Below are 21,693 nucleotides of genomic sequence, written 5' to 3' on the forward strand. Positions count from 1 at the left end.
GAAATTCGGGCAGGTGTCGGGTGCCCGTGGGCCTCCCTCGGTAACGTGGCGCCACACCTCTCACAGAATCCCCCGCCGACACACACGTGACGCCCACGAGGACCACGCTGCCTGTGCACCGTCTCCCAGATGTCCCCGGCCGAGTCGCCCTCCCGGCACCGGCACCCACCCCCGCCGCGCCGAAGGCGCCGAGGACCCCTCCGCCGCTGGAGCACTTCAACACCGCCCCCGCCGACGAGGCCGTTCGCACCCTGCTGGACTGCCTGAACAGCGACCGCTGGGCCCGCCGCCTGGCCGCCCACCGCCCCTACCCCGACCCGCCGTCCCTGCTGGCGGCGGCGGACGAGGCCGCGTACGACCTGACACCGGCCGACCTGGCCGAGGCGCTGTCCGGGGAGTCGCCGCCGCGGCTGCCCGCCGGGACCCACGGCGCCGCGCACACCGCCCTCGGGGCGGCGGTCGCCGCGTACGAGAGAAAATTCGGACACACGTTCGCCATCTGCCTGGACGGGCTCAGCCCCACCGAGGCACCGGACCGCATACTCGAAGGAATCCGGTCACGATTGGCCAACGATCCGGAGGAAGAACGCCTGGTGACGGCGGACGAACTACGCCGTCTGGCCCGCGGCCGACTGGCCGGTGTACTGGCCGGGGCCACCGCCCCCGAGCAGCGCACATCGGGCACATAGCCCAATCCGCCCGGCCGGTCACCCGTCCGTGCTCCTTTGAGTGCAACTTTGATCACAGAGACAGGCCCCCCGTGAGCACGGCGGACATCCGTGGCTACGATGCTGGGGGCCGGTGGACCGTACCCGGCCGGGCCCGACCGACAAGGAAAGCCGGCGCGGCCCCAATCACCGCTCCCGGAGGAAATTTCCGTGCCGGCTGGAACGCTGTACCGCGGCCGGGAAGGAATGTGGTCGTGGGTGGCTCACCGAGTCACCGGTGTCCTCATTTTCTTCTTCCTGTTCGTCCACGTGCTGGACACCGCGCTCGTCCGAGTGTCACCCGAGGCCTACGACACCGTCGTGGCCACGTACAAGTCGCCGATCGTCGCGCTGCTGGAGTACGGCCTCGTCGCCGCCATCCTCTTCCACGCGCTCAACGGCCTGCGCGTCATCGCCGTCGACTTCTGGGCCAAGGGCGCCCGCTATCAGAAGCAGATGCTCTGGTCCGTCGTCGCCCTCTGGGTCGTGCTGATGATCGGGGCGATCTACCCCGTCCTCGGCCACGCCGCTCGTGAACTGTTCGGGAGCTGACGCGCATGTCCACCACCGAATCGACCCCGTCCGGGATCGGCCCCGTCGAGGGCGCGTCCGTCTACACCGTCGACAACCCGGCCCCGCTGATCGAGCCCCCTCGCAAGCGGACCCAGAAGACCCCCAAGGCCACCCGCGGCAACTTCGAGCTGTACGGCTGGCTCTTCATGCGCCTGTCCGGCGTGGTGCTGGTCGTCCTGGTCATCGGGCACCTGCTGATCCAGCTCGTCCTGGACGGCGGCGTCTCCAAGATCGGCTTCGCCTTCGTGGCGGGCCGCTGGGCCTCGCCGTTCTGGCAGGTCTGGGACCTGCTGATGCTCTGGCTCGCGATGCTGCACGGCTGCAACGGCCTGCGCACGGTCGTCAACGACTACGCGGAGCGCGCGAACACCCGGCTGTGGCTCAAGGGCCTGCTCTACACCGCCACGGTGTTCACCATCCTGCTGGGCTCGCTGGTGATCTTCACCTTCGACCCGAACATCCGCTAGGCACGGGGCTGCGAGAATCATGAAGATCCACAAGTACGACACCGTCATCGTCGGCGCCGGTGGCGCCGGTATGCGGGCCGCCATCGAGGCGACCAAGCTCAGCCGCACGGCCGTCCTGACGAAGCTCTACCCCACCCGCTCCCACACGGGCGCCGCGCAGGGCGGCATGGCCGCCGCGCTGGCCAACGTGGAAGAGGACAACTGGGAGTGGCACACCTTCGACACGATCAAGGGCGGCGACTACCTGGTCGACCAGGACGCCGCCGAGATCCTGGCGAAGGAGGCCATCGACTCCGTCCTCGACCTGGAGAAGATGGGCCTGCCGTTCAACCGGACGCCCGACGGGACGATCGACCAGCGCCGCTTCGGCGGTCACTCCCGCAACCACGGTGAGGCCCCGGTCCGCCGCTCCTGCTACGCGGCCGACCGCACCGGCCACATGATCCTCCAGACGCTGTACCAGAACTGCGTCAAGGAGGGCGTGGAGTTCTTCAACGAGTTCTACGTCCTGGACCAGCTCATCACCGAGGTCGACGGCGTCAGGAAGTCGGCCGGCGTGGTCGCCTACGAACTGGCGACCGGCGAGATCCACGTCTTCCAGGCGAAGTCCGTGATCTACGCCTCGGGCGGCTGCGGCAAGTTCTTCAAGGTGACGTCGAACGCGCACACCCTCACCGGCGACGGCCAGGCGGCCGTGTACCGGCGCGGGCTGCCGCTGGAGGACATGGAGTTCTTCCAGTTCCACCCGACGGGCATCTGGCGCATGGGCATCCTGCTCACGGAGGGCGCCCGCGGCGAGGGCGGCATCCTGCGCAACAAGGACGGCGAGCGCTTCATGGAGAAGTACGCGCCCGTCATGAAGGACCTCGCCTCCCGCGACGTCGTCTCCCGCTCCATCTACACGGAGATCCGCGAGGGCCGCGGCTGCGGTCCCGAGGGCGACCACGTCTACCTCGACCTCACCCACCTGCCGCCGGAGCAGCTCGACGCCAAGCTGCCCGACATCACGGAGTTCGCGCGGACGTACCTGGGCATCGAGCCGTACACCGACCCGATCCCGATCCAGCCGACCGCGCACTACGCCATGGGCGGCATCCCGACCAACGTCGAGGGCGAGGTGCTGGCCGACAACACCACCGTCGTGCCCGGCCTGTACGCCGCCGGCGAGGTCGCCTGTGTGTCGGTGCACGGCGCCAACCGTCTGGGCACCAACTCGCTGCTGGACATCAACGTGTTCGGCCGCCGGGCCGGCATCGCCGCGGCCGAGTACGCCCACACGGCCGACTTCGTGCCGCTGCCGGAGGACCCGGAGTCGATGGTCGTCGAGCAGATCGAGCGGCTGCGCGAGTCCACGGGCACCGAGCGCGTGGCCGCGCTGCGCCAGGAGCTCCAGGAGACCATGGACGCCAACGTCATGGTGTTCCGCACCGAGCAGACGATCAAGACGGCCGTCGAGAAGATCGCCGAACTGCGCGTCCGGTACAAGAACGTGGCCATCCAGGACAAGGGCCGGCGTTTCAACACCGACCTGCTGGAGGCCGTCGAGCTGGGCAACCTGCTGGACCTGGCCGAGGTCATGGCGGTCTCCGCCCTGGCCCGCAAGGAGTCGCGCGGCGGTCACTACCGCGAGGACTACCCGAACCGCGACGACGTCAACTTCATGCGCCACACCATGGCGTACCGCGAGGTGGGCGACGACGGCACCGAGTCCGTGCGTCTCGACTACAAGCCGGTCGTCCAGACCCGCTACCAGCCGATGGAGCGTAAGTACTGATGGCTACCCCCGTTCTGGACAAGGCGGGCCCGGACCCCGAGCCCGGCTTCGCCGACTCCCCCTACATCACCGTGACCTTCCGGCTCCGGCGTTTCAACCCGGAGGTCTCGGACCAGGCGACCTGGGAAGACTTCCGGATCGAGATCGACCCGAAGGAGCGCGTCCTCGACGCCCTCCACAAGATCAAGTGGGATCTCGACGGCACGCTGACCTTCCGGCGTTCCTGCGCGCACGGCATCTGCGGCTCCGACGCCATGCGGATCAACGGCAAGAACCGGCTGGCCTGCAAGACGCTGATCAAGGACATCAGCCCGGAGAAGCCCATCACGGTCGAGCCCATCAAGGGCATGACGGTCCTCAAGGACCTCGTCGTGGACATGGAGCCGTTCTTCCAGGCATACCGCGACGTGATGCCCTTCCTGGTCACGAACGAGACCAACGAGCCGACCCGTGAGCGGCTCCAGTCGGCCGAGGACCGCGAGCGCTTCGACGACACGACGAAGTGCATCCTGTGCGCGGCCTGCACCTCCTCGTGCCCGGTCTTCTGGAACGACGGGCAGTACTTCGGCCCGGCGGCCATCGTCAACGCCCACCGCTTCATCTTCGACTCGCGCGACGACGCCGGCGAGCAGCGGCTGGAGATCCTCAACGACCGTGACGGCGTGTGGCGTTGCCGCACGACCTTCAACTGCACGGACGCCTGCCCGCGCGGCATCGAGGTCACCAAGGCGATCGCGGAGGTGAAGCGGGCGCTCATCACGCGCCGCTTCTGACGCTCCGGCGTCCCGCAGCACGGCCGAGGGCCCCGATCACGTGATCGGGGCCCTCGGCCGTTCGCGCGTCCGCGCCCGCCGGGCCGGCCGCGCCCCGCTCCGCCGTGCCGCGCGGGGGCCGCGCTCCGGCTCAACGGGTGGGGGCGGTGGCCGCGGTGGGTGGGACCCTCGGTGGCCGGGCGCCCGTAGCCTGCCGGCATGTCGGATCAGGAACCGTACGAAGTGCTCGGTTTCGACAACGTGCTGCTGCCCGTCGGCGACCTCGGCGCGGCCGTCGGCTTCTCCAGGCGGGCGGGCTTCCCGGTGGCCTTCCGGCTCGACGAGGCCGGGATCGCGCTGTCGCGGGCCGGCGCCGGGACGCCGGGGCTGCTGCTGCGCGCCGAGGAGGGCTTCGGGCACCGTCCGCCGCCCTGGCCCACCGTCCGGGTGTGGCTGGAGGTGCCGGACGCCCGTGCGGCGGCCGGGGCGCTGCGCGCGGCGGGGGTGGCGCCGCTCGACGAGCCGTTCCCCGGGGCCACCGGCTGGACGGTGGAGTTCGCCCACTCCTGGGGCAACGTGGTCGGCCTCACCGACTAGGTGGGCCGTCCGGAGCTGGGGCGTGCCGTCCCCGGGTGACCGCCTAGGCTCGGTGGCGTGCCTGCGACGAACGACCTTCCCGGCGGCGGACCGTCCCTCAGCAAGTCCGAGCAGACCCGCGCGCTGATCCTGGAGACGGCCATGCGGCTCTTCCGGGAGCGCGGCTACGACCGGACGACGATGCGGGCCATCGCCCAGGAGGCCGGCGTCTCCGTCGGCAACGCGTACTACTACTTCGCCGGCAAGGAGCACCTGATCCAGGGCTTCTACGACCGCATCGCCGCCGAGCACCGGGTGGCGATCCGGGACGTGCTGGAGCGGGAGACGGAGCTGGGCGCGCGGCTCGCGGGCGTGCTGACGGTCTGGCTGGACATCGCCACGCCGTACCACGAGTTCGCGGTGCAGTTCTTCAAGAACGCGGCCGACCCGGAGAGCCCGCTCAGCCCCTTCTCCCCCGAGTCCGAGCCCGCGCGGCTGGAGGCCATCGGCGTCCAGCGGTCGGTGCTGGCCGGGACGCGGACCAAGGTCCCGGCGGAACTGCGGGACGTGCTCCCGGAGCTGATGTGGCTCGCCCAGATGGGGCTGGTGCTGTACTGGGTCTTCGACCGGAGCGAGGGGCGCGAGCGCAGCTACCGGCTGGCCGAGCGCGGCGCCCGGCTCGCGGCCCGGGGGGTCTCGCTGGCCCGGTTCCGGGCGCTGCGTCCGCTGGTGCGGGAGGTGCACGAGCTGTTCACGGACTTCCTGCCCGGGCTGACCCGCGCGCTGCCGGACCCGGCCCGGCGGACCCCGGCCCCACCCGACGCGGAGGCCCCCGCCGCGGCGGACGCGAACGCCCCGGCTCCGCCGGACCCGCGGGCCCCGGCGGAGCCGACCGGACCGGCGGGCGCGGCGGGGCCGGCTGCCACCGCGGGGCCGACGACCGCGCCGGACGCCCCCTGAGCGGCCCGGCCGCGCGGCTCAGGTCCGGCGGGAGGCCAGCTCGATCACCGTGATGTCGGACGGGGCGCCCACGCGGGTGGGCGGTCCCCAGGCGCCGGCGCCGCGGCTGACGTAGAGCTGGGTGTCGCCGTAGCGCTCCAGGCCGGCGAGGGTCGGGTTCGCGGCCCCGGCGAGGAGGTTGCCGGGCCAGAGCTGGCCGCCGTGGGTGTGGCCGGAGAGCTGGAGGTCGACGCCGTGGTCGACGGCCTCGTGGATCTGCACCGGCTGGTGGGCGAGGAGCACGCAGGCGCGGTCCCGGTCGCGGTCGCCGAGGGCGCGGGCGTAGTCGGGGCCCCGGCCCTCGTTCCCGCCGGCCAGGTCGTTGACGCCCGCGAGGTCGAAGTGGGGCAGTTCGGTGCGGGCGTTCTCCAGCGGGAGCAGGCCCAGGCGGCGCACCTCCTCGACCCACTGTTCGGCGCCGGAGAAGTACTCGTGGTTGCCGGTGACGAAGTACGCGCCGTGCCGGGCCCGGAGGCCGGCCAGCGGGGCCGCCGCCGGGCCGAGGTCCTTCACGCTGCCGTCGACGAGGTCGCCGACCACGGCGATGAGGTCGGGCTGCGTGGAGTTGATGGTGTCGACGACCGTCTGCGCGAAGTTACGGCCGAGGATCGGGCCGAGGTGGATGTCGCTGACCACGGCGATGCGGTAGCCGTGCGCGGCGCGCGGCAGCCTGGCCAGCGGCACGGTGACCCGCTTGACCCGGGGCCCGCGCAGCACCCCGTAGGTGCCCTGGCCCACGGTGCCGACGGCGGCGGCGACCGCTGTGCCCGCGAGCACCCGGGAGACGAAGAGCCGCCGGGAGGGCTGGGTGAGGTTTCCGGCCACCTCACCGCCGGGCTCCTGGGCCCCGGCGGGGCCCTGCGGGGCGGCGGAGCCCGGTGCTGCCCCGGCGGGCGCCTGCGGGGCGGGGTCGCCGTCCGGAGCCGCGGGCGGCGCGGCGGCGGTGTCCGGGCCCGTCTGCGGCGTCGCGGTGGCCCCGCCGGCCGCCGCGGGGACCGGCGCCGGCCGCTTCGCCGCGGCCCGGCGCTCCAGGTGACGGCGGAGGAAGGGGCGTACCGCCTCCGTGGCGACGAGGGCGAGGACCAGGTAGAGGCAGAGCGCGAGCCACAGGTAGCCGGGCCAGGCCATGACCTGCTGGACCCGGAAGGGGACGCCGGTGCGGCTGGAGACCAGCGCGCCGACGGCGAGCGCCCAGCCGCCCACGATCAGCGCGCCCCCGGCCCGGCGCACCCGGCCCGGTCCCCGGGTGGTGTCGCGGAACAGGCGCCGCCACAGGTACCAGTTGGCCGTCACGAGCACGGTCAGGACCGCCAAGGCGACCAGCACGAAGACGAGCACCATGCCGTCGAGAACCCCTCCGTCAGGACAAGCAGGACATGCGGAACGCGCGCGGCGCGCGGCGCGCTATGACGTTCGGCGCAGTGCCCGGATCCCGCGCAACCCGATGGCCCCGACGACCGTCCCCAATACGAAGGAGACGACCGCGAGCAGCAGGTGCACCCAGAAGTACGCCGTGGGTTCGCCGTCGTCGAACGCGAGCCCGCTGCCGTCCTTGACCAGGTTTTTGACGAAAGTGATCCAGATGATCCAGCTCCACACCCCGAAGGCGAGCAGGAACCAGGAGACGGGGCGGCTGAGCTTCATGCGTCCAGTATCGCCGCCCCGCGCCCGGTCCCGTGCCCGGGGTGGGGAGGCGCCCGGGACGGCCCCGCGGGCGGCGAGTACCTTCTCGGTCGTGCCCGCACCCCACAAGACCGCCGGACGCGCCCTGTCGGCCGCCTCCGTGCTCCTCGTCGCCCTCTGCCCGCTCGCCCTGGCCGTCCCGGCCGCGTACGCGGCCCCGAGCCCCACCGCGAGCCCCGCCACGAGTCCGTCGGCGAGTCCGTCGGTCACCCCGCCGGCGGCGATGTCCACCGTGGGCGGGGCCCGGCTGGGCGAGCCCGGGACCCAGGCCGACCTGGCGGGCGGGGCACCGGTGCTGCCGAAGGACCTCTCCGCCCGGTCCTGGATCGTCGCGGACGCGGAGTCCGGCGAGGTGCTGGCGGCGCACAACGCGCACTGGCGGCTGGCCCCGGCGAGCACCCTGAAGATGCTGTTCGCGGACACGCTGCTGCCCCGCTGGCCGAAGACGGAGAAGCACACGGTCACCCCCTCCGACCTGGCCGGGGTCGGCGCGGGCTCCAGCCTGGTCGGGATCAAGGAGGACGAGTCGTACACCGTCCACGACCTGTGGCTCGGGGTCTTCCTGCGCTCGGGGAACGACGCGGTGCACGTGCTGTCGGCGATGAACGGCGGCGTCGGGAACACGGTGCGGGAGATGAACGCGCACGCCGGGGAGCTCCAGGCCCTCGACACCGTCGTGGTCACCCCGGACGGCTACGACGCGCCCGAGCAGGTGTCCTCCGCCTACGACCTGACGCTGATCGCCCGCTCGGGGCTGCAGAAGAAGGACTTCCGCGAGTACGCCTCCACGGTGCGCGCCGACTTCCCGGGCGAGACGAGGAAGGACGAGAAGGGCAAGGCCGAGCGGGGCTCCTTCGAGATCCAGAACACCAACCGGCTGCTCGCCGGCGACCGGGACGTGCGGGTCTACCCGGGCATCGCGGGTGTGAAGAACGGCAACACCACCAACGCGGGCGCGACCTTCACCGGCGTCGCCGAGCGGGACGGCCGAGTGCTCCTGGTCACGGTCATGCACCCGGAGAAGGACGAGCACAACGCGGTCTACAAGGAGAGCGCGCGGCTCCTGGACTGGGGTTTCGCGGCGCTGGACAAGGTGCGGCCGGTCGGTGAGCTGGTCCCGCCGCGCAGCGTCACGGCGAACGCGGGCCCGTCCGCGGGCGCGTCCTCCCCGGCGGGCGAGGGCGCGGTGGGCGCGCGGGCGGCCGCCGGGGCACCGGCGCCCGGCGGCGGGGGCGGCGCCGGCACCGCGGCGGCCGTGGCGGCCGGGTCCCTGGTGGTGCTGGCGGGCGGGGCCTTCCTGGTCAACCGGCGGTGGCCGCTGCCGGACCTGGTGCGTCGCCGGTCCCGTCCGTGACCTGCCCGGCCCGGCGCGGGGTGGCGGTCCAGGCGGCGCAGAAGAGCACCAGCTTCGAGGTGAAGTTGATCCACAGCAGCAGGGCAACGGGGACGCCGAACGCGCCGTACATGCTCTTCGCGGCGACGCCCTGCATGTAGCCGCTGAGCAGCAGCTTGAGCAGTTCGAAGCCGACCGCGCCGATCAGCGCCGCCACGACCAGGCGGCGCCGCTCGGGGTGGACCCCGGGCAGCAGGGTCAGGGCGTAGAGCAGGACCAGGAAGTCGGCGAGGACCGCGGCGGCGAAGGCGGCCACGTAGAGCAGGACGCTGCCGAGGCCGCCCCGGGCGAGGCCCACCTCGTGGATGATCCATCCGACCAGGGCGGAGGCGACGGTCGAGATGCCGATGGTGATCAGCAGGGCGCCGCCGAGGCCGATGAGGATGCCGGCGTCCTTGGCCCGCCGCACCACCGCGTTCTGTTCCTCGTCGGGCAGCTCCCACACGGCGCGCAGGCAGCCCCGGGTGGCGTCGACCCAGCCGATGCCGGTGAAGAGCAGCAGGGCGGCGGCGATCAGCCCGACGGTGCCGGCGTTGTCGACCAGTCCGTGGATGTCGAGCTGGTCGGAGATGCCCGGCACCTGATCGGCGATCTTGTTCTGGAGCTGGTCCTGCTGCCGGGTGCTGAGCGTGGCCGCGGCGATGGCGGCGGCCAGGCTGAGCAGGGGGAAGAGCGCGACGAAGCTGGTGAAGGTCATCGCGGCGGCGAGCCGCGACCACTTCACCCGGTCCAGTCGCTCGTAGGAGCGCCACCCGTGGGAGACCATCAGGCGGGCCGCCCACGGCCCCACCACGGGGAGCTTCTTCAGCCAGTCCATGATCCCCGCCTGCCCCCGTTCCCCCCGGTCCATGGCTCCGCTCCCCCGTCCGCGCGGAACACCAGCGTGCGGGTGCCCCAGAAGCGCAGGACGGTGGCCAGGGCCATGCCGACGCCGGCGCCGGAGACGGTGTCGGCGCGCTGGGAGGTGAGGCCGAGGCCGTAGTGGCTGACGGCGAGGCAGAGGAGCTGGACGGCGGCGCCGGCCAGGTTGACGGCGCAGAAGGCGGCGTAGGTCCGCAGGCCGCGGGGGCGGGTGTGGCGGTAGGTGCCCAGGGCGTTGCCCGCGTAGGCCACGGTGCAGCCGGCGGCGAAGGAGAGCGTCTTGGCGGTGAGCGGGCCGAGGCCGGCCGGTCCGCGCAGCAGGGTGAAGAGGCCGAGGTCGACCGCGTAGGCGAGGAGTCCGGCGGAGGCGAAGCCGAGGAGTTCGCGGCGGCGCGCGGTCGCCGGGGTGCCGAGCCTGGCGGTCACCAATTGGCCACCGCCAGGCCGTACATGGTCACCCAGACGGCGCCGATCAGGGCGAGGGCCCGGTCGTGCAGGACGACCTCCTCGGGTTCGCCCGCGGTGCCGCGGTCGGCGAAGACGGCGTAGCGCAGCACGGCGAGGATGAAGGCGACCATGGAGAGCTGGCGCCAGGGCAGCAGGCCGGTGTGCGGGACGCCGCCGGCCTCCATCGCCCACATGCAGTAGCCGAGGACGGCGACGCCGGCCGCGAGCTGCCAGACGAAGCGGAGGTAGCCGGTGGTGTACTCGGTGAGCAGGGCGCGGGTGGCGCCCTGCGCCCCGGCCATCTGGACGGCCTCGGAGTAGCGCTTGGCGGCGACCATGAAGAGGGCGCCGAAGCCGGTGGTGATGAGGAACCAGCGCGAGAGCGGGATGCCCAGCGCCGGCCCGCCGATCATGGCGCGCATCAGGAAGCCGGTGGTGACGACGACGAGGTCGACCACGAGGACGTGCTTGAGGCTGACGCAGTACGCGAGTTGCAGGGCGAGGTAGGCGATCAGCAGGAGGGGGACGGGGCGGGGGCAGAGCCAGGCCGCGGCGGCGGGCGCGAGGAGGCCGAGGGCGGCGCCGGCGGCGTAGGCGACGGGGACGGGGACCTGGCCGGCGGCGACGGGCCGGTGCCGTTTGACGGGGTGGGCGCGGTCGGCCTCGGCGTCGCGGGCGTCGTTGATCAGATAGACGGCGGCCGAGCAGGCGGTGAAGAGGGCGAAGACCAGCGCGGTCTGGGTGAGCACGGGCAGGGAGAAGAGCTGTCCGGCGGCGGCCGGGGCCGCGACGACGAGGACGTTCTTCACCCACTGGCGGGGCCGGGCGGTGCGCAGCAGCCCGCGGGCGAGGCCGGCGGGCGGCGCCGGTGCGGGCGGGCCGGGCCGCTCGGGGGCGCGTTGCAGGACGGCGGTGTCAGCCATCGGTGGTTCCTCTCATCCAGCGGGCGCCGAGCCCGGCCGTGAGCGCGCCGAGGGCGGCGCCCGCCGCCACGTCCGAGGGGTAGTGGACGCCGGCGACCAGCCGGGAGACGCACACGGCGGCGGCGAGCGGCCAGGCGGCGCGGGCGCCGAGCGCGCCGAAGGCGACGGCCGCCGCGGCGGCGGAGGTCGCGTGGGAACTGGGGAAGGAGTGCCGGCCGGCGGTGCGCACCAGGGGGTCCACGTGCGCGGGGCGCGGGCGGCGCACCACCCTCTTCACGCCCATGCTGGCGAGGTGGGCGCCGGCGGTGAGCGCGGTGCCGCGCAGCCACGCCCGGCGGCGCGGCGCGTCCACGGCGGCTCCGGCGAGTCCGGCCGCGAGCCAGAGGGCGCCGTGCTCGCCGGCCCAGGACAGGGCGCGCGCGGCACCGGCGATCCGCGGGTCGGCGGCGCGGGCCCTGAGGGCCGTGACGATCCGGTGGTCCAAGTCGTCGACGTCGTCCATGGCCACTCACTGTTCACGGCGAGGGCGCGGGAAGTCCCGGCCCGGTCGAGCGACATACCATTAATCACCCGTTTCGGGGATGGCCGGAATGTTTCATAACTAACCGCTCATCTTCGGGCGATACGGTCACCGCCATGTCTGCCGACACCGTTTCCGTCACCGGCTGGGGCCGTACGGCACCCACGGCCGCCCGCCTGGTCCGCCCGCGGACGTACGAGGAGGCCGCCGCCGCCGTCCGGGCGTGCGGGGCGCGCGGCGGCATCCCGCGGGGGCTGGGACGGGCCTACGGTGACGCGGCGCAGAACGCGGGCGGGGCCGTGCTGGACATGACGGGCCTGGACCGCGTCCACGCGGTGGACGCCGCCGGCGGGACGGTGCTGTGCGACGCGGGGGTCTCCCTGCACCGGCTGATGGAGGTCCTGCTGCCGCTCGGCTGGTTCGTGCCGGTGACCCCCGGCACCCGGTACGTGACGGTCGGCGGGGCGATCGGCGCGGACATCCACGGCAAGAACCACCACGTCTCCGGCTCCTTCGCCCGGCACGTGCTCGCGCTGGAGCTGCTCACGGCGGACGGCGAGGTGCGCACCGTGCTCCCCGGCACGCCGCTGTTCGACGCGACGGCGGGCGGCATGGGACTGACCGGGGTGATCCTCACCGCGACGGTGCGGCTCCAGCCGGTGGAGACCTCGCTGATGTCGGTGGACACCGAGCGCGCCCGCGACCTGGACGACCTGCTGGCGCGGCTGACCGCCACCGACCACCGCTACCGCTACTCGGTGGCCTGGATCGACCTGCTGGCGCGCGGCGCGGCGACCGGCCGGGCGGTGCTCACCCGGGGTGACCACGCGCCGCTGGACGCGCTCCCCGCGCGGCGGCGCGCCCGCCCGCTGGACTTCCGCACCGCGCGCCTGCCGGCCGCCCCCGCGCGGTTCCCGGAGGGCCTGCTGACCCGCACCACGGTGGGCCTCTTCAACACCGTCTGGTACCACAAGGCGCCTCGCGCGCAGACCGGGCGGCTGCGGCCGATCCCCGCCTTCTTCCACCCGCTGGACGGCGTGCCGCACTGGAACCGGGTCTACGGCCGCGGCGGCTTCGTGCAGTACCAGTTCGTGGTCGGGCACGGGCGGGAGGAGGCGCTGCGCCGCATCGTGCGCCGGATCGCGGAGCACCGTTGCCCGTCCTTCCTCGCCGTCCTCAAGCGGTTCGGGGAGGGCGACGCGGGCTGGCTGTCCTTCCCGGTGCCGGGCTGGACCCTCGCCCTGGACATCCCGGCGAACCTGCCGGGCCTCGGCCCGCTCCTCGACGGGCTGGACGAGGAGGTGGCGGCGGCCGGCGGCCGGGTCTACCTGGCCAAGGACTCCCGGCTGCGGCCCGAGTTGCTGGCCGCCATGTACCCGCGTCTGGACGAGTTCCGCGCGCTGCGCGCGGAGCTGGACCCGCGCGGGGTGTTCGTGTCCGACCTGTCCCGGCGCCTCGCCCTCTAGGAACCCCAGGAGCTGTCGTGAAGGACGCCTTCGGCCTCCCCCAGTCCCTTCTCGTCCTCGGCGGTACGTCCGAGATCGCGCTCGCCACCGCGCGCCGCCTGATCGCCCGCCGCACCCGCACCGTCTGGCTGGCCGGGCGCCCCTCCCCCGCCCTGGACGGGGCCGCGGAGGAACTGCGCGCGCTCGGCGCCGAGGTGCGCACCGTCGCCTTCGACGCCCTCGACCCCGCCTCCCACGAGGCGGTGCTCGGCAAGGTGTTCGCGGAGGGCGACATCGATCTGGTGCTGCTCGCCTTCGGCATCCTCGGCGACCAGGCGCACGACGAACGCGAGCCGCTGAACGCGGTGCGGGTGGCGCAGACCAACTACACCGGCGCGGTCTCCTCGGGGCTGGTGGCGGCCCGCGCCCTCCAGGACCAGGGGCACGGTTCGCTGGTGGTGCTCTCCTCGGTGGCCGGGGAGCGGGCCCGCCGGGCCAACTTCATCTACGGCTCCAGCAAGGCCGGGCTGGACGCCTTCGCCCAGGGCCTGGGCGACGCGCTGCTGGGCACCGGTGTGCACGTGATGGTGGTGCGGCCCGGTTTCGTCCGCTCGCGGATGACGGCCGGGAGGCAGGAGGCGCCGCTGGCGACGACGCCGGGCGCGGTGGCCGCCGCCATCGAACTGGGCCTGCGCCGCCGTTCGGAGACGGTGTGGGTGCCGGGGACGCTGCGCGTGGTGATGTCGGCGGTGCGGCACCTGCCGCGTGGGGTCTTCCGCCGCCTGCCCCTGTGACCGGGCCGCGGCCGGACGGGCGGGGCGCCTCGCCGCCCGGCCGGTGGCGGCGCCCGGGGCGGTCAGTGCGCCTGGCGGGTCGGCAGGGTGCCGTGTTCCACGCGCCCGGCCTGGGGCGGGACGACGGCGCTGCCGAAGGGGAACTCGCGGAGCTTGCGCCAGACGGCGTCGGGGCCCTGTTCGTAGAGCGCGAAGCCGGTGCAGGGCCACTGGGCCTCGTAGTCGGACAGTTCCTCGAAGGCGCGGTCCATGGCCGCCTCGTCGATGCCGTGGGCCACCGTGACGTGCGGGTGGTACGGGAACTGCAGCTCGCGCGGGACGGGGCCGGCGGAGGAGCGGACCCGCTTCTGGAGCCAGGCGCAGGCGGCGCCGCCCTCCACCACCTGCACGAAGACCACCGGGGAGAGCGGGCGGAAGGTCCCGGTGCCGGACAGCCGCATCGGGAAGGGGCGGCCGGCCGCGGCGACCTCGGCGAGGTGCGCCTCGACGGCGGGCAGCACCACCGCGTCGACCTCCGTCGGCGGCAGCAGGGTGACGTGGGTGGGGATGCCGTGAGCAGCGGCGTCGCCGAAGCCCGCGCGCAGCTCCTGGAGCTGGCTGCCGTGAGGCTCCGGGACCGCGATCGACACGCCGATCGTTACGGTCCCCACATCGTCTCCTGTCGTTCTGTCGGTGCCGCCCGTCCCGGGACGCGCGGCGGTGGCCGCCGCGCGGCCACCCCGGTTATCGACTGTACGTCCACGGCCCGGCCCCGGGCAGGCGCAACGGGAGTGATGTGCAGCGCTACGGCGCGGCGGCGGGGCGTACGGGCCCGGTGCCCTGGGGCTTTGCCGGATCAGTGCTTGGCGGGGAGGAAACCCATCCGGTCGTACGCCCGGGACAGCGTCTCCGCGGCGACCGCGCGGGCCTTCTCGGCGCCCTTGGCGAGGATCGAGTCGAGCGTCTCGGGGTCGTCGAGGTACTGGCGGGTGCGGTCCCGGAAGGGGGTGACGAAGTCGACGACGATGTCGGCGAGGTCGGTCTTGAGCGCGCCGTACCCCTTGCCCTCGTACTTCTGCTCCAGGGCGGCGACGCTCTCGCCGGTCAGGGTGGAGTGGATGGTGAGCAGGTTGCTCACGCCGGGCTTGTGCTCGCGGTCGAAGCGGATCACCGTGTCGGTGTCGGTGACGGCGCTGCGGATCTTCTTGGCGGTGGCCTTCGGCTCGTCCAGGAGGTTGATCAGGCCCTTGGGGGTGGCCGCCGACTTGCTCATCTTGGCGGTCGGGTCCTGGAGGTCGAAGATCTTCGCCGTCTCCTTGAGGATGTAGGCGCTCGGCACGGTGAAGGTGTCGCCGTAGGTCTGGTTGAAGCGCTCGGCGAGGTCGCGGGTCAGCTCCAGGTGCTGGCGCTGGTCCTCGCCGACCGGGACCTGGTCGCCCTGGTAGAGCAGGATGTCGGCGACCATCAGCATCGGGTAGGTGAAGAGGCCGACGGTGGTGCGGTCGTTGCCCTGCTTGGCGGACTTGTCCTTGAACTGGGTCATCCGGGACGCCTCGCCGAAGCCGGTGATGCAGTTCATCAGCCAGCCGAGCTGGGCGTGCTCGGGGACGTGGCTCTGCACGAAGAGGGTGCAGCGGTCCGGGTCGAGGCCGGCCGCGAGGAGCTGGGCGGCGGCGACGCGGGTGTTCTCCCGCAGCTCCTTCGGGTCCTGCGGGACCGTGATCGCGTGCAGGTCGACGACCATGTAGAACGCGTCGTGGGTGTGCTGCATGTCGACCCACTGGCGGACGGCGCCGAGGTAGTTGCCGAGGTGGAACGAGCCGGACGTCGGCTGGATGCCGGAGAGCACGCGGGGTTGTTCAGTCGCCATGGCGCCCATTGTCTCAGGCTCCGGGGCCCGCTCGGGCACGGGTGCGCGGGAAACGGGCGCGGTGCGGCGGCGGGGTGCCGCGCGGCGGCCCGGCGGGGGCCGGGCCGCCGTGCGGGCGGGTCAGCCGAGGTCGATCTCGGGGTAGAGCGGGAAGCCCGCCACGAGGTCGGAGGCGCGCCGCGAGATCTCGTCCGCGACCTTGGCGTCCAGCACGTGCTGGGCCTTGGACGGGGCGCCCTTGGCGGTGGTGCCGGGCTCGGTGGCGGTCAGGACGCGGTCGATGAGGCCGGCCACCTCGTCCATCTCGGCGGTGCCGAGGCCCCGGGTGGTCAGCGCGGGGGTGCCGACGCGGATGCCGGAGGTGTACCAGGCGCCGTTGGGGTCGGCGGGGATGGAGTTGCGGTTGGTGACGATGCCGGCGTCGAGGAGGGCGGCCTCGGCCTGGCGGCCGGTGAGGCCGTGGGAGGTGGCGACGTCGATGAGGTTGAGGTGGTTGTCGCTGCCGCCGGTGACGAGGGTGGCGCCGCGCCGCATCAGGCCCTCGGCGAGGGCGCGGGAGTTGTCGACGACGCGCCGGGCGTAGTCGCGGAAGGCGGGCTGCCGGGCCTCGGCGAGGGCGACGGCCTTGGCGGCCATGACGTGCGGGAGGGGGCCGCCGAGGACCATCGGGCAGCCGCGGTCGACCTGGTCCTTGAGGGAGTCGTCGCAGAGCACCATGCCGCCGCGCGGGCCGCGCAGCGACTTGTGGGTGGTGGTGGTGACGATCGGGGCGTGCGGGACGGGGTCGAAGTCGCCGGTGAGGACCTTGCCGGCGACGAGGCCCGCGAAGTGCGCCATGTCGACCATGAGCGTGGCGCCGACCTCGTCGGCGATCTCGCGCATGATCCGGAAGTTGACCAGGCGCGGGTAGGCGGAGTACCCGGCGACGAGGATCAGCGGCTTGAACTCGCGGGCGGCGGTGCGCAGCGCCGCGTAGTCGATCAGGCCGGTGGCGGGGTCGGTGCCGTAGGAGCGCTGGTCGAACATCTTGCCGGAGATGTTCGGGCGGAAGCCGTGGGTGAGGTGGCCGCCGGCGTCCAGGGACATGCCGAGCATGCGCTGGTTGCCGAAGGCGGCGCGCAGTTCGGCCCAGTCGGCGTCGGTGAGGTCGTTGATCTGGCGGGCGCCGGCCTTCTCCAGGAAGGGGGCCTCGACCCGGTCGGCGAGGACGGCCCAGAAGGCGACCAGGTTGGCGTCGATGCCGGAGTGCGGCTGGACGTAGGCGTGCCGGGCGCCGAAGAGTTCGCGGGCGTGCTCGGCGGCGAGGGACTCGACGGTGTCGACGTTGCGGCAGCCGGCGTAGAAGCGGCGGCCGACGGTGCCCTCGGCGTACTTGTCGCTGAGCCAGTTGCCCATGGCGAGCAGGGTGGCCGGGGAGGCGTAGTTCTCGGATGCGATCAGCTTGAGCATCTCGCGCTGGTCGGCGACCTCCTGGCCGATGGCGTCGGCGACGCGCGGTTCGACCGAGCGGATGACGTCGAGGGCGGCGCGGTAGGCGGTGGAAGCGGTGGACAGGGGCTCCGCTGACATGGGGACCTCCGGACGGTGGGTCGGCATTGTCGGTACGGCCCAGGCGCACGGCACTCGTGCCGGGCCCGCGGGTCCCGGGGGCCGCTTCCCGATGGTCGGTCCCATCCCAGCACGCCAGTCACGGCCCACGGCCACCCTACCGGGGCCCCGGTTCGCCCGGCCCTTGGCGTCCACCATGCGGGCCGGGCCACGGGGGTTCCGGGCGGGGACACGGGGGGCCGGGCGGGCCGGGTCAGGGGAGCCAGGGCCGCCAGGTGCCGGGGTGGGCGTCGACCCAGGCGCGCGCGGCGTCCTCGGGGCGCATCCTCCGTTCGGCGATCATGAGGGAGACCTCGTTCTGGTCCTCGGTGGTCCACCGGAACCGCTTGAGGAACTCGGCGGCGTCGCCGCCGCCGCGGGCGAAGTCGGCGTTGAGGTACTTCTGCAGGGCGGTGACCGGGTAGCCGCAGGCGACCTTCGCGGGGTCGGCGTCGCAGCCCTCCTCGTACGGCGGGAGTTCCACCTCGGTCATGGGGACCTTCTCGAAGAGCCACTGGGGTGTGTACCAGTAGGTGAGGAAGGGTTTCTTCTCCTTGGCGAACTGCTCGATCTGGGTGATCTGGGCGGCCTCGGAGCCGGCGAAGACGACCTCGTAGTCGAGGTCCAGGTTCTTCACGAGGGCCTTGTCGTTGGTGACGTAGGACGGGGAGCCGTCCATGAGCTGGCCCTTGCCGCCGCTCTCGGCGGTGCGCAGCGCCCCGGCGTACTTGTCGAGGTTCTTCCAGTGGGTGACGTCGGGGTGTTCCTCGGCGAAGTACGTGGGGACGTACCAGCCGATGTGTCCGGTGACGCCGAGGTCGCCGCCGCGGGTGATGGTCTTCTTCTCGTCGACGTACCGGCGTTCCTGTTCGGGGTGGCCCCAGTCCTCCAGGATGACGTCGACCCGGCCCTGGCTGAGCGCGTCCCAGGCGGGGACCTCGTCGGCCTGGACGGTGTCGACGCGGTAGCCGAGTTCGTGCTCCAGCAGGTGCCGGGCGACGGCCACGTTGGCCTGGGCGCCGACCCAGGACTGCACGGAGAGGGTTACGGTGCGGGTGCCGCCGGCGTGGGCGAACGGGGACGCCTGGCGGGTCATGTCGGCGGCGCCGCAGCCGGTGAGCAGCAGCAGCGCGAGGCCGGCGGCCGGCGCGGTGGTGACGCGGGGGCGGCGCATGTCAGGCTCCGTTCCTCGGGCGGCGGGCGGTCGGCTGGGTGACCCGGTCGAGCATCAGGCCGAGGCAGACGATGGCCGCGCCGGCCACCAGCCCGGTCGCCAGGTCGCCCTGGGCGAGGCCGAAGACGACCTGGTAGCCGAGGGCGCCGCCGCCGACGAGGCCGCCGATGATGACGACGGCGAGCACCAGGACGACGCCCTGGTTGACGGCGAGCAGCAGGGCGGGGCGGGCCAGCGGGAGCTGGACCTGGCGCAGTTGCTGGCCGGTGGTGGCGCCGAGCGAGCGGGCCGCCTCCAGCGCGGCCGGGTCGACGCGGCGCAGCCCCTGGGCGGTGATGCGGACGACGGCGGGCAGGGCGTAGACGACCGCGGCGGCGACGGCGGGGGCGCGGCCGACGCCGAAGAGGGCGACGACCGGGATGAGGTAGACGAACTGCGGCAGCGTCTGGAAGACGTCCAGGACGGGCCGCAGCAGCCGTGCGAAGCGGTCGCCGCGGGCGGCGGCGATCCCGGTGGCGACGCCGAGGACGAGGGTGACGGCGACGGCGGCGAGCACCTGGGAGAGCGTGTCCAGGGACGGTTTCCACACGCCGAGCACCCCGATGGCGGCGAGGGCGAGGACGGCGGTGAGCGCGGTGCGCCAGGTGCCGATCAGCCAGGCCGGGGCGGCGACGAGCAGCAGCACGGCCCACCAGGGCAGCCAGAGCAGTCCGTCGCGGACCGGGTCGAGGACCCAGGTGGTGAAGCGGGCCGCCCAGTCGGCGGTGCCGCCGACGAGGGGGACGCCGGAGTACAGGTGGGCGGTCATCCAGTCGACGGCGCGGTTGACGGGCTCGGCGAGCGGGACCTCCCAGGCGGCGGGCCACTGGGCGTGGCCGGCGAGGCGGGCGGCGAGCGCCGCGGCGACGACGCCGGCGGCGGCCGTGGCGAGGCGCCACCGGGCCGGGGGCCGGGGGGCGGCGCCGAGGCGGTCCCCGGCGGCGCCGGTGACGCGGTCCAGGACGACGGCGAGCAGCACGATCGGGATGCCAGCGGCGAGGGCCGCGCCGACGTCGACCGAGGCGAGGGCCTGGTAGACGCGGTCGCCGAGGCCGCCGGCGCCGATCACGGAGGCGATGACTGCCATGGAGAGCGCCATCATGATGGTCTGGTTGAGGCCGAGGAGCAGTTCGCGGCGGGCCAGCGGCAGCCGGGCGGTGAAGAGCCGCTGCCGGGCGGTGGTGCCGAGGGACTCGACGGCCTCCAGGACCTCCGGGTCGGCGCCGCGCAGGCCGAGGGCGGTGAGCCGGGCCATGGGCGGGGCGGCGTAGACGACGGTGGCGAGGACGGCGGCGGGCACGCCGATGCCGAAGACCAGGACGACGGGGAGCAGGTAGGCGAAGGCGGGCAGCACCTGCATGGTGTCGAGGACGGGGCGCAGCACCCGCTCCGCGCGGTCGGAGAGGCCGGCGGCCAGGCCGAGCAGGGCGCCGACGGCGGCGGAGGCGAGGACGGCGACCGCCATCAGGGCGAGGGTCTGCATGGTCGGCAGCCACATGCCGAGCAGTCCGCAGGCGAGGAAGGCCGCCGCCGTGCCGAGGGCGAGCCGGACGCCGCCCGCGCGCCAGGCGACGAGGGCGCCGGCCGCGGTGACGCCGGCCCAGCCGGCGGCGAGCAGCGCGAGGTAGACGGCGCGCACGGAGAGCACGACGGCGTTGCTGACGTGGCCGAGGACGTGGAGGAACAGGGGGTGGCTGTCGCGGTTGTCGATGATCCAGTCGCTGGCGCCGCCGAGCGGTCCGGAGACGTCGACGGTGAGCGCGCCGGGCCAGGCGCCGCCGCCCCAGCGGGCCTGGGCGAGGGGGACGAGGACGGCCGCGAGGGCGGCGAGGGCCAGCAGTTTGGCCGCGGGCCGGCCGCGCAGGGCGCGTACGGCGCGCAGGGGGGCGGGGCCGGGGGCGGCGGCGGTGAGGGTCGTCATCCGACGGTCTCCTCGCGCCGGTCCGCCTCCGCGGGGAGGTCCGCCCCCGTGCCGGGCCGGTCCCGCGCGGCGGCGGCCGGGCCGCCGTCGCCGGGGCGTGCGGTGCCGGCGACGACGGCGAGCAGGGCGGTGGCGTCGACGACGCCGAGGCAGCGGGGGCCGTCCATGACGCGGGCCGGGGTGCCGGCGCGGGCGACGGCCTCGATGGCCTCGGAGACGGTGGCCTCGGGCCGCAGGGCGGGCCCGCGGGCGGCCTCGGCGGCGTCGGCGGGGGCGCGCAGGGCGGTGCGGACGGTGAGGACCTGTTCGCGGGGGACGTCGCGGACGAAGGCGCGGACGTAGTCGTCGGCGGGCGAGCCGACGATCTCCTCGGGGGTGCCGAGCTGGACGACGCGGCCGTCGCGCATGAGGGCGATGCGGTCGCCCAGTTTGAGGGCTTCCTGGAGGTCGTGGGTGATGAAGACCATCGTGCGGCCCTCCTCGCGGTGGAGCCGGACGACCTCCTCCTGCATATCGCGCCGGATCAGCGGGTCGAGCGCGCTGAACGGCTCGTCGAACAGCAGCACCTCGGGGTCGGCGGCGAGGGCGCGGGCGAGGCCGACGCGCTGGCGCTGGCCGCCGGAGAGCTGTCCGGGGCGGCGGTGCTCCAGGCCGGCGAGGCCGACCTTGGCGACGAGGGCGGCGGCGCGTTCGCGGCGCTCGGCGCGGCCGACGCCCTGGATCTCCAGGCCGTGGGCGGCGTTGTCGAGGACGGTGCGGTGCGGGAGCAGGCCGAAGTGCTGGAAGACCATGGCGGCGCGGTGCCGGCGCAGGGCGCGCAGCCGGGCGCGGTCCATGGCGCGCACGTCCTCGCCGTCGATGGCGATGGCGCCCGCGGTCGGCTCGATCAGCCGGGTCAGGCAGCGCACCAGGGTGGACTTGCCGGAGCCGGAGAGGCCCATCACGACGAAGACCTCGCCCTTGCGCACCTCGAAGGAGACGTCGCGGACGGCCGCGGTGCAGCCGGTGCGGGCGCGGAGTTCGGCGGCGGGCAGGGCGGCGAGGGCGGGGTCCTCGGGGACGCGGTGGGCCTTGGGCCCGAAGACCTTCCAGAGCCCGTCGACCGTGAACACCGCCCGGGGGGGGCGGGGTCGTCGGCGCCGGGGGCGGGGGCGGGGACGGGAGCGGCAGGCACGGAGGCGGGGGCGGCGGGGGCGGCGTCCGTCATCG

Annotated in this window: 22 protein-coding genes; 10 read left to right on the forward strand and 12 right to left on the reverse strand. The window is 74.0% G+C overall.

The features are described 5' to 3' along the window. Positions 1-113 precede the first annotated feature (113 nt). The 7 genes from VM636_RS11455 to VM636_RS11485 all read left to right on the forward strand — a co-directional run bounded on the left by VM636_RS11455 (position 114) and on the right by VM636_RS11485 (position 5,809). A complete protein-coding gene (locus VM636_RS11455) occupies positions 114-689 on the forward strand; it encodes a 2-oxo-4-hydroxy-4-carboxy-5-ureidoimidazoline decarboxylase (protein ID WP_030422276.1) in 576 nt (191 codons plus the stop codon). 189 nt (positions 690-878) lie between these two features. Beyond that, the gene (gene sdhC / locus VM636_RS11460) at positions 879-1,259 is read left to right on the forward strand and encodes a succinate dehydrogenase, cytochrome b556 subunit (protein ID WP_078856165.1); all 381 of its coding nucleotides are present in this window, start codon (positions 879-881) and stop codon (positions 1,257-1,259) included. 5 nt (positions 1,260-1,264) lie between these two features. Beyond that, positions 1,265-1,747, forward strand: a complete 483-nt coding sequence (locus tag VM636_RS11465) for a succinate dehydrogenase hydrophobic membrane anchor subunit (protein ID WP_030422274.1) — start codon at positions 1,265-1,267, stop codon at positions 1,745-1,747. 19 nt (positions 1,748-1,766) lie between these two features. Next, the gene (gene sdhA, locus VM636_RS11470; RefSeq protein ID WP_338484317.1) at positions 1,767-3,521 is read left to right on the forward strand and encodes a succinate dehydrogenase flavoprotein subunit; all 1,755 of its coding nucleotides are present in this window, start codon (positions 1,767-1,769) and stop codon (positions 3,519-3,521) included. Then, entirely contained in the window at positions 3,521-4,294 is a 774-nt protein-coding gene (locus VM636_RS11475; protein WP_030422272.1) for a succinate dehydrogenase iron-sulfur subunit, read from the forward strand. Before sdhA ends, VM636_RS11475 begins: the two co-directional genes overlap by 1 nt. Positions 4,295-4,492: 198 nt before the next feature. Further along, on the forward strand, positions 4,493-4,870 hold the full coding sequence (locus VM636_RS11480) for an extradiol dioxygenase (RefSeq protein ID WP_030422271.1): 378 nt from the start codon (positions 4,493-4,495) through the stop codon (positions 4,868-4,870). Between the two features lie 57 nt (positions 4,871-4,927). Beyond that, on the forward strand, positions 4,928-5,809 hold the full coding sequence (locus tag VM636_RS11485) for a TetR family transcriptional regulator (RefSeq protein ID WP_078962827.1): 882 nt from the start codon (positions 4,928-4,930) through the stop codon (positions 5,807-5,809). Positions 5,810-5,827: 18 nt separating this feature from the next. Here VM636_RS11485 and VM636_RS11490 read toward each other — a convergent pair whose 3' ends face one another. Both VM636_RS11490 and VM636_RS11495 read right to left on the reverse strand, forming a co-directional pair. Beyond that, entirely contained in the window at positions 5,828-7,189 is a 1,362-nt protein-coding gene (locus tag VM636_RS11490; protein ID WP_030422269.1) for a metallophosphoesterase, read from the reverse strand. A gap of 63 nt (positions 7,190-7,252) precedes the next feature. Beyond that, a complete protein-coding gene (locus VM636_RS11495) occupies positions 7,253-7,492 on the reverse strand; it encodes a hypothetical protein (protein WP_030422268.1) in 240 nt (79 codons plus the stop codon). 91 nt (positions 7,493-7,583) lie between these two features. Between VM636_RS11495 and VM636_RS11500 the strand changes: the two genes are divergently transcribed. Next, a complete protein-coding gene (locus VM636_RS11500) occupies positions 7,584-8,885 on the forward strand; it encodes a D-alanyl-D-alanine carboxypeptidase (RefSeq protein WP_030422267.1) in 1,302 nt (433 codons plus the stop codon). Here VM636_RS11500 and VM636_RS11505 read toward each other — a convergent pair. From VM636_RS11505 to VM636_RS11520, 4 genes are read right to left on the reverse strand one after another with little or no spacing between them, the layout of a single operon-like run. Then, entirely contained in the window at positions 8,833-9,741 is a 909-nt protein-coding gene (locus tag VM636_RS11505; protein WP_030422266.1) for a YihY/virulence factor BrkB family protein, read from the reverse strand. The genes VM636_RS11500 and VM636_RS11505 overlap by 53 nt on opposite strands. Beyond that, positions 9,729-10,211, reverse strand: coding sequence for a GtrA family protein (locus VM636_RS11510; protein WP_051821501.1), 483 nt, complete (start codon positions 10,209-10,211; stop codon positions 9,729-9,731). Before VM636_RS11510 ends, VM636_RS11505 begins: the two co-directional genes overlap by 13 nt. Then, positions 10,208-11,155: a decaprenyl-phosphate phosphoribosyltransferase gene (locus VM636_RS11515; protein WP_030422264.1), complete on the reverse strand. Its 948-nt coding sequence runs from the start codon at positions 11,153-11,155 to the stop codon at positions 10,208-10,210. The genes VM636_RS11510 and VM636_RS11515 overlap by 4 nt, the downstream gene beginning before the upstream one ends. Next, complete coding sequence (locus tag VM636_RS11520; protein ID WP_030422263.1) at positions 11,148-11,657, reverse strand: phosphatase PAP2 family protein; 510 nt, start codon at positions 11,655-11,657, stop codon at positions 11,148-11,150. The genes VM636_RS11515 and VM636_RS11520 overlap by 8 nt, the downstream gene beginning before the upstream one ends. A 134-nt stretch (positions 11,658-11,791) precedes the next feature. On the opposite strand from VM636_RS11520, the gene VM636_RS11525 reads away from it, so the two are divergent. Together VM636_RS11525 and VM636_RS11530 are read left to right on the forward strand one after the other, a co-directional pair. After that, complete coding sequence (locus tag VM636_RS11525) at positions 11,792-13,141, forward strand: FAD-binding oxidoreductase (protein WP_338484318.1); 1,350 nt, start codon at positions 11,792-11,794, stop codon at positions 13,139-13,141. A 17-nt stretch (positions 13,142-13,158) separates the two neighbouring features. Further along, entirely contained in the window at positions 13,159-13,914 is a 756-nt protein-coding gene (locus tag VM636_RS11530; RefSeq protein WP_030422261.1) for a decaprenylphospho-beta-D-erythro-pentofuranosid-2-ulose 2-reductase, read from the forward strand. Positions 13,915-13,976: 62 nt separating this feature from the next. Here VM636_RS11530 and VM636_RS11535 read toward each other — a convergent pair whose 3' ends face one another. From VM636_RS11535 to VM636_RS11560, 6 genes are all read right to left on the reverse strand, one after another. Next, a complete protein-coding gene (locus tag VM636_RS11535) occupies positions 13,977-14,564 on the reverse strand; it encodes a 2'-5' RNA ligase family protein (protein ID WP_030422260.1) in 588 nt (195 codons plus the stop codon). A gap of 185 nt (positions 14,565-14,749) precedes the next feature. Continuing rightward, complete coding sequence (gene trpS / locus VM636_RS11540; protein ID WP_053914640.1) at positions 14,750-15,763, reverse strand: tryptophan--tRNA ligase; 1,014 nt, start codon at positions 15,761-15,763, stop codon at positions 14,750-14,752. 120 nt (positions 15,764-15,883) lie between these two features. Then, positions 15,884-17,332 carry a glycine hydroxymethyltransferase gene (locus tag VM636_RS11545; RefSeq protein ID WP_338484319.1) on the reverse strand — a complete coding sequence of 483 codons (1,449 nt, stop codon included), beginning with the start codon at positions 17,330-17,332 and terminating at the stop codon, positions 15,884-15,886. A 232-nt stretch (positions 17,333-17,564) separates the two neighbouring features. Then, positions 17,565-18,524, reverse strand: coding sequence for an ABC transporter substrate-binding protein (locus tag VM636_RS11550; RefSeq protein ID WP_030422257.1), 960 nt, complete (start codon positions 18,522-18,524; stop codon positions 17,565-17,567). A gap of 1 nt (position 18,525) precedes the next feature. Beyond that, a complete protein-coding gene (locus tag VM636_RS11555) occupies positions 18,526-20,484 on the reverse strand; it encodes an ABC transporter permease subunit (RefSeq protein ID WP_030422256.1) in 1,959 nt (652 codons plus the stop codon). Further along, positions 20,481-21,596, reverse strand: coding sequence for a betaine/proline/choline family ABC transporter ATP-binding protein (locus tag VM636_RS11560; protein ID WP_338484320.1), 1,116 nt, complete (start codon positions 21,594-21,596; stop codon positions 20,481-20,483). Before VM636_RS11560 ends, VM636_RS11555 begins: the two co-directional genes overlap by 4 nt. Between the last annotated feature and the right edge of the window lie 97 nt (positions 21,597-21,693).

The organism is Streptomyces sp. SCSIO 75703, from assembly GCF_036607905.1.
Classification (GTDB): domain Bacteria; phylum Actinomycetota; class Actinomycetes; order Streptomycetales; family Streptomycetaceae; genus Streptomyces.

Excerpts from the sequence above, each read along its gene's own strand:
- VM636_RS11525 (WP_338484318.1), top strand. The coding sequence starts at position 11,792 with ATGTCTGCCGACACCGTTTCCGTCACCGGCTGGGGCCGTACGGCACCC.
- VM636_RS11495 (WP_030422268.1), bottom strand. The coding sequence starts at position 7,492 with ATGAAGCTCAGCCGCCCCGTCTCCTGGTTCCTGCTCGCCTTCGGGGTG.
- VM636_RS11490 (WP_030422269.1), bottom strand. The coding sequence starts at position 7,189 with ATGGTGCTCGTCTTCGTGCTGGTCGCCTTGGCGGTCCTGACCGTGCTC.
- VM636_RS11475 (WP_030422272.1), top strand. The coding sequence starts at position 3,521 with ATGGCTACCCCCGTTCTGGACAAGGCGGGCCCGGACCCCGAGCCCGGC.
- VM636_RS11505 (WP_030422266.1), bottom strand. The coding sequence starts at position 9,741 with ATGGACTGGCTGAAGAAGCTCCCCGTGGTGGGGCCGTGGGCGGCCCGC.
- VM636_RS11520 (WP_030422263.1), bottom strand. The coding sequence starts at position 11,657 with ATGGACGACGTCGACGACTTGGACCACCGGATCGTCACGGCCCTCAGG.
- VM636_RS11465 (WP_030422274.1), top strand. The coding sequence starts at position 1,265 with ATGTCCACCACCGAATCGACCCCGTCCGGGATCGGCCCCGTCGAGGGC.
- VM636_RS11555 (WP_030422256.1), bottom strand. The coding sequence starts at position 20,484 with ATGACGACCCTCACCGCCGCCGCCCCCGGCCCCGCCCCCCTGCGCGCC.
- VM636_RS11545 (WP_338484319.1), bottom strand. The coding sequence starts at position 17,332 with ATGTCAGCGGAGCCCCTGTCCACCGCTTCCACCGCCTACCGCGCCGCC.
- trpS (WP_053914640.1), bottom strand. The coding sequence starts at position 15,763 with ATGGCGACTGAACAACCCCGCGTGCTCTCCGGCATCCAGCCGACGTCC.
- VM636_RS11550 (WP_030422257.1), bottom strand. The coding sequence starts at position 18,524 with ATGCGCCGCCCCCGCGTCACCACCGCGCCGGCCGCCGGCCTCGCGCTG.
- sdhA (WP_338484317.1), top strand. The coding sequence starts at position 1,767 with ATGAAGATCCACAAGTACGACACCGTCATCGTCGGCGCCGGTGGCGCC.
- VM636_RS11480 (WP_030422271.1), top strand. The coding sequence starts at position 4,493 with ATGTCGGATCAGGAACCGTACGAAGTGCTCGGTTTCGACAACGTGCTG.
- VM636_RS11515 (WP_030422264.1), bottom strand. The coding sequence starts at position 11,155 with ATGGCTGACACCGCCGTCCTGCAACGCGCCCCCGAGCGGCCCGGCCCG.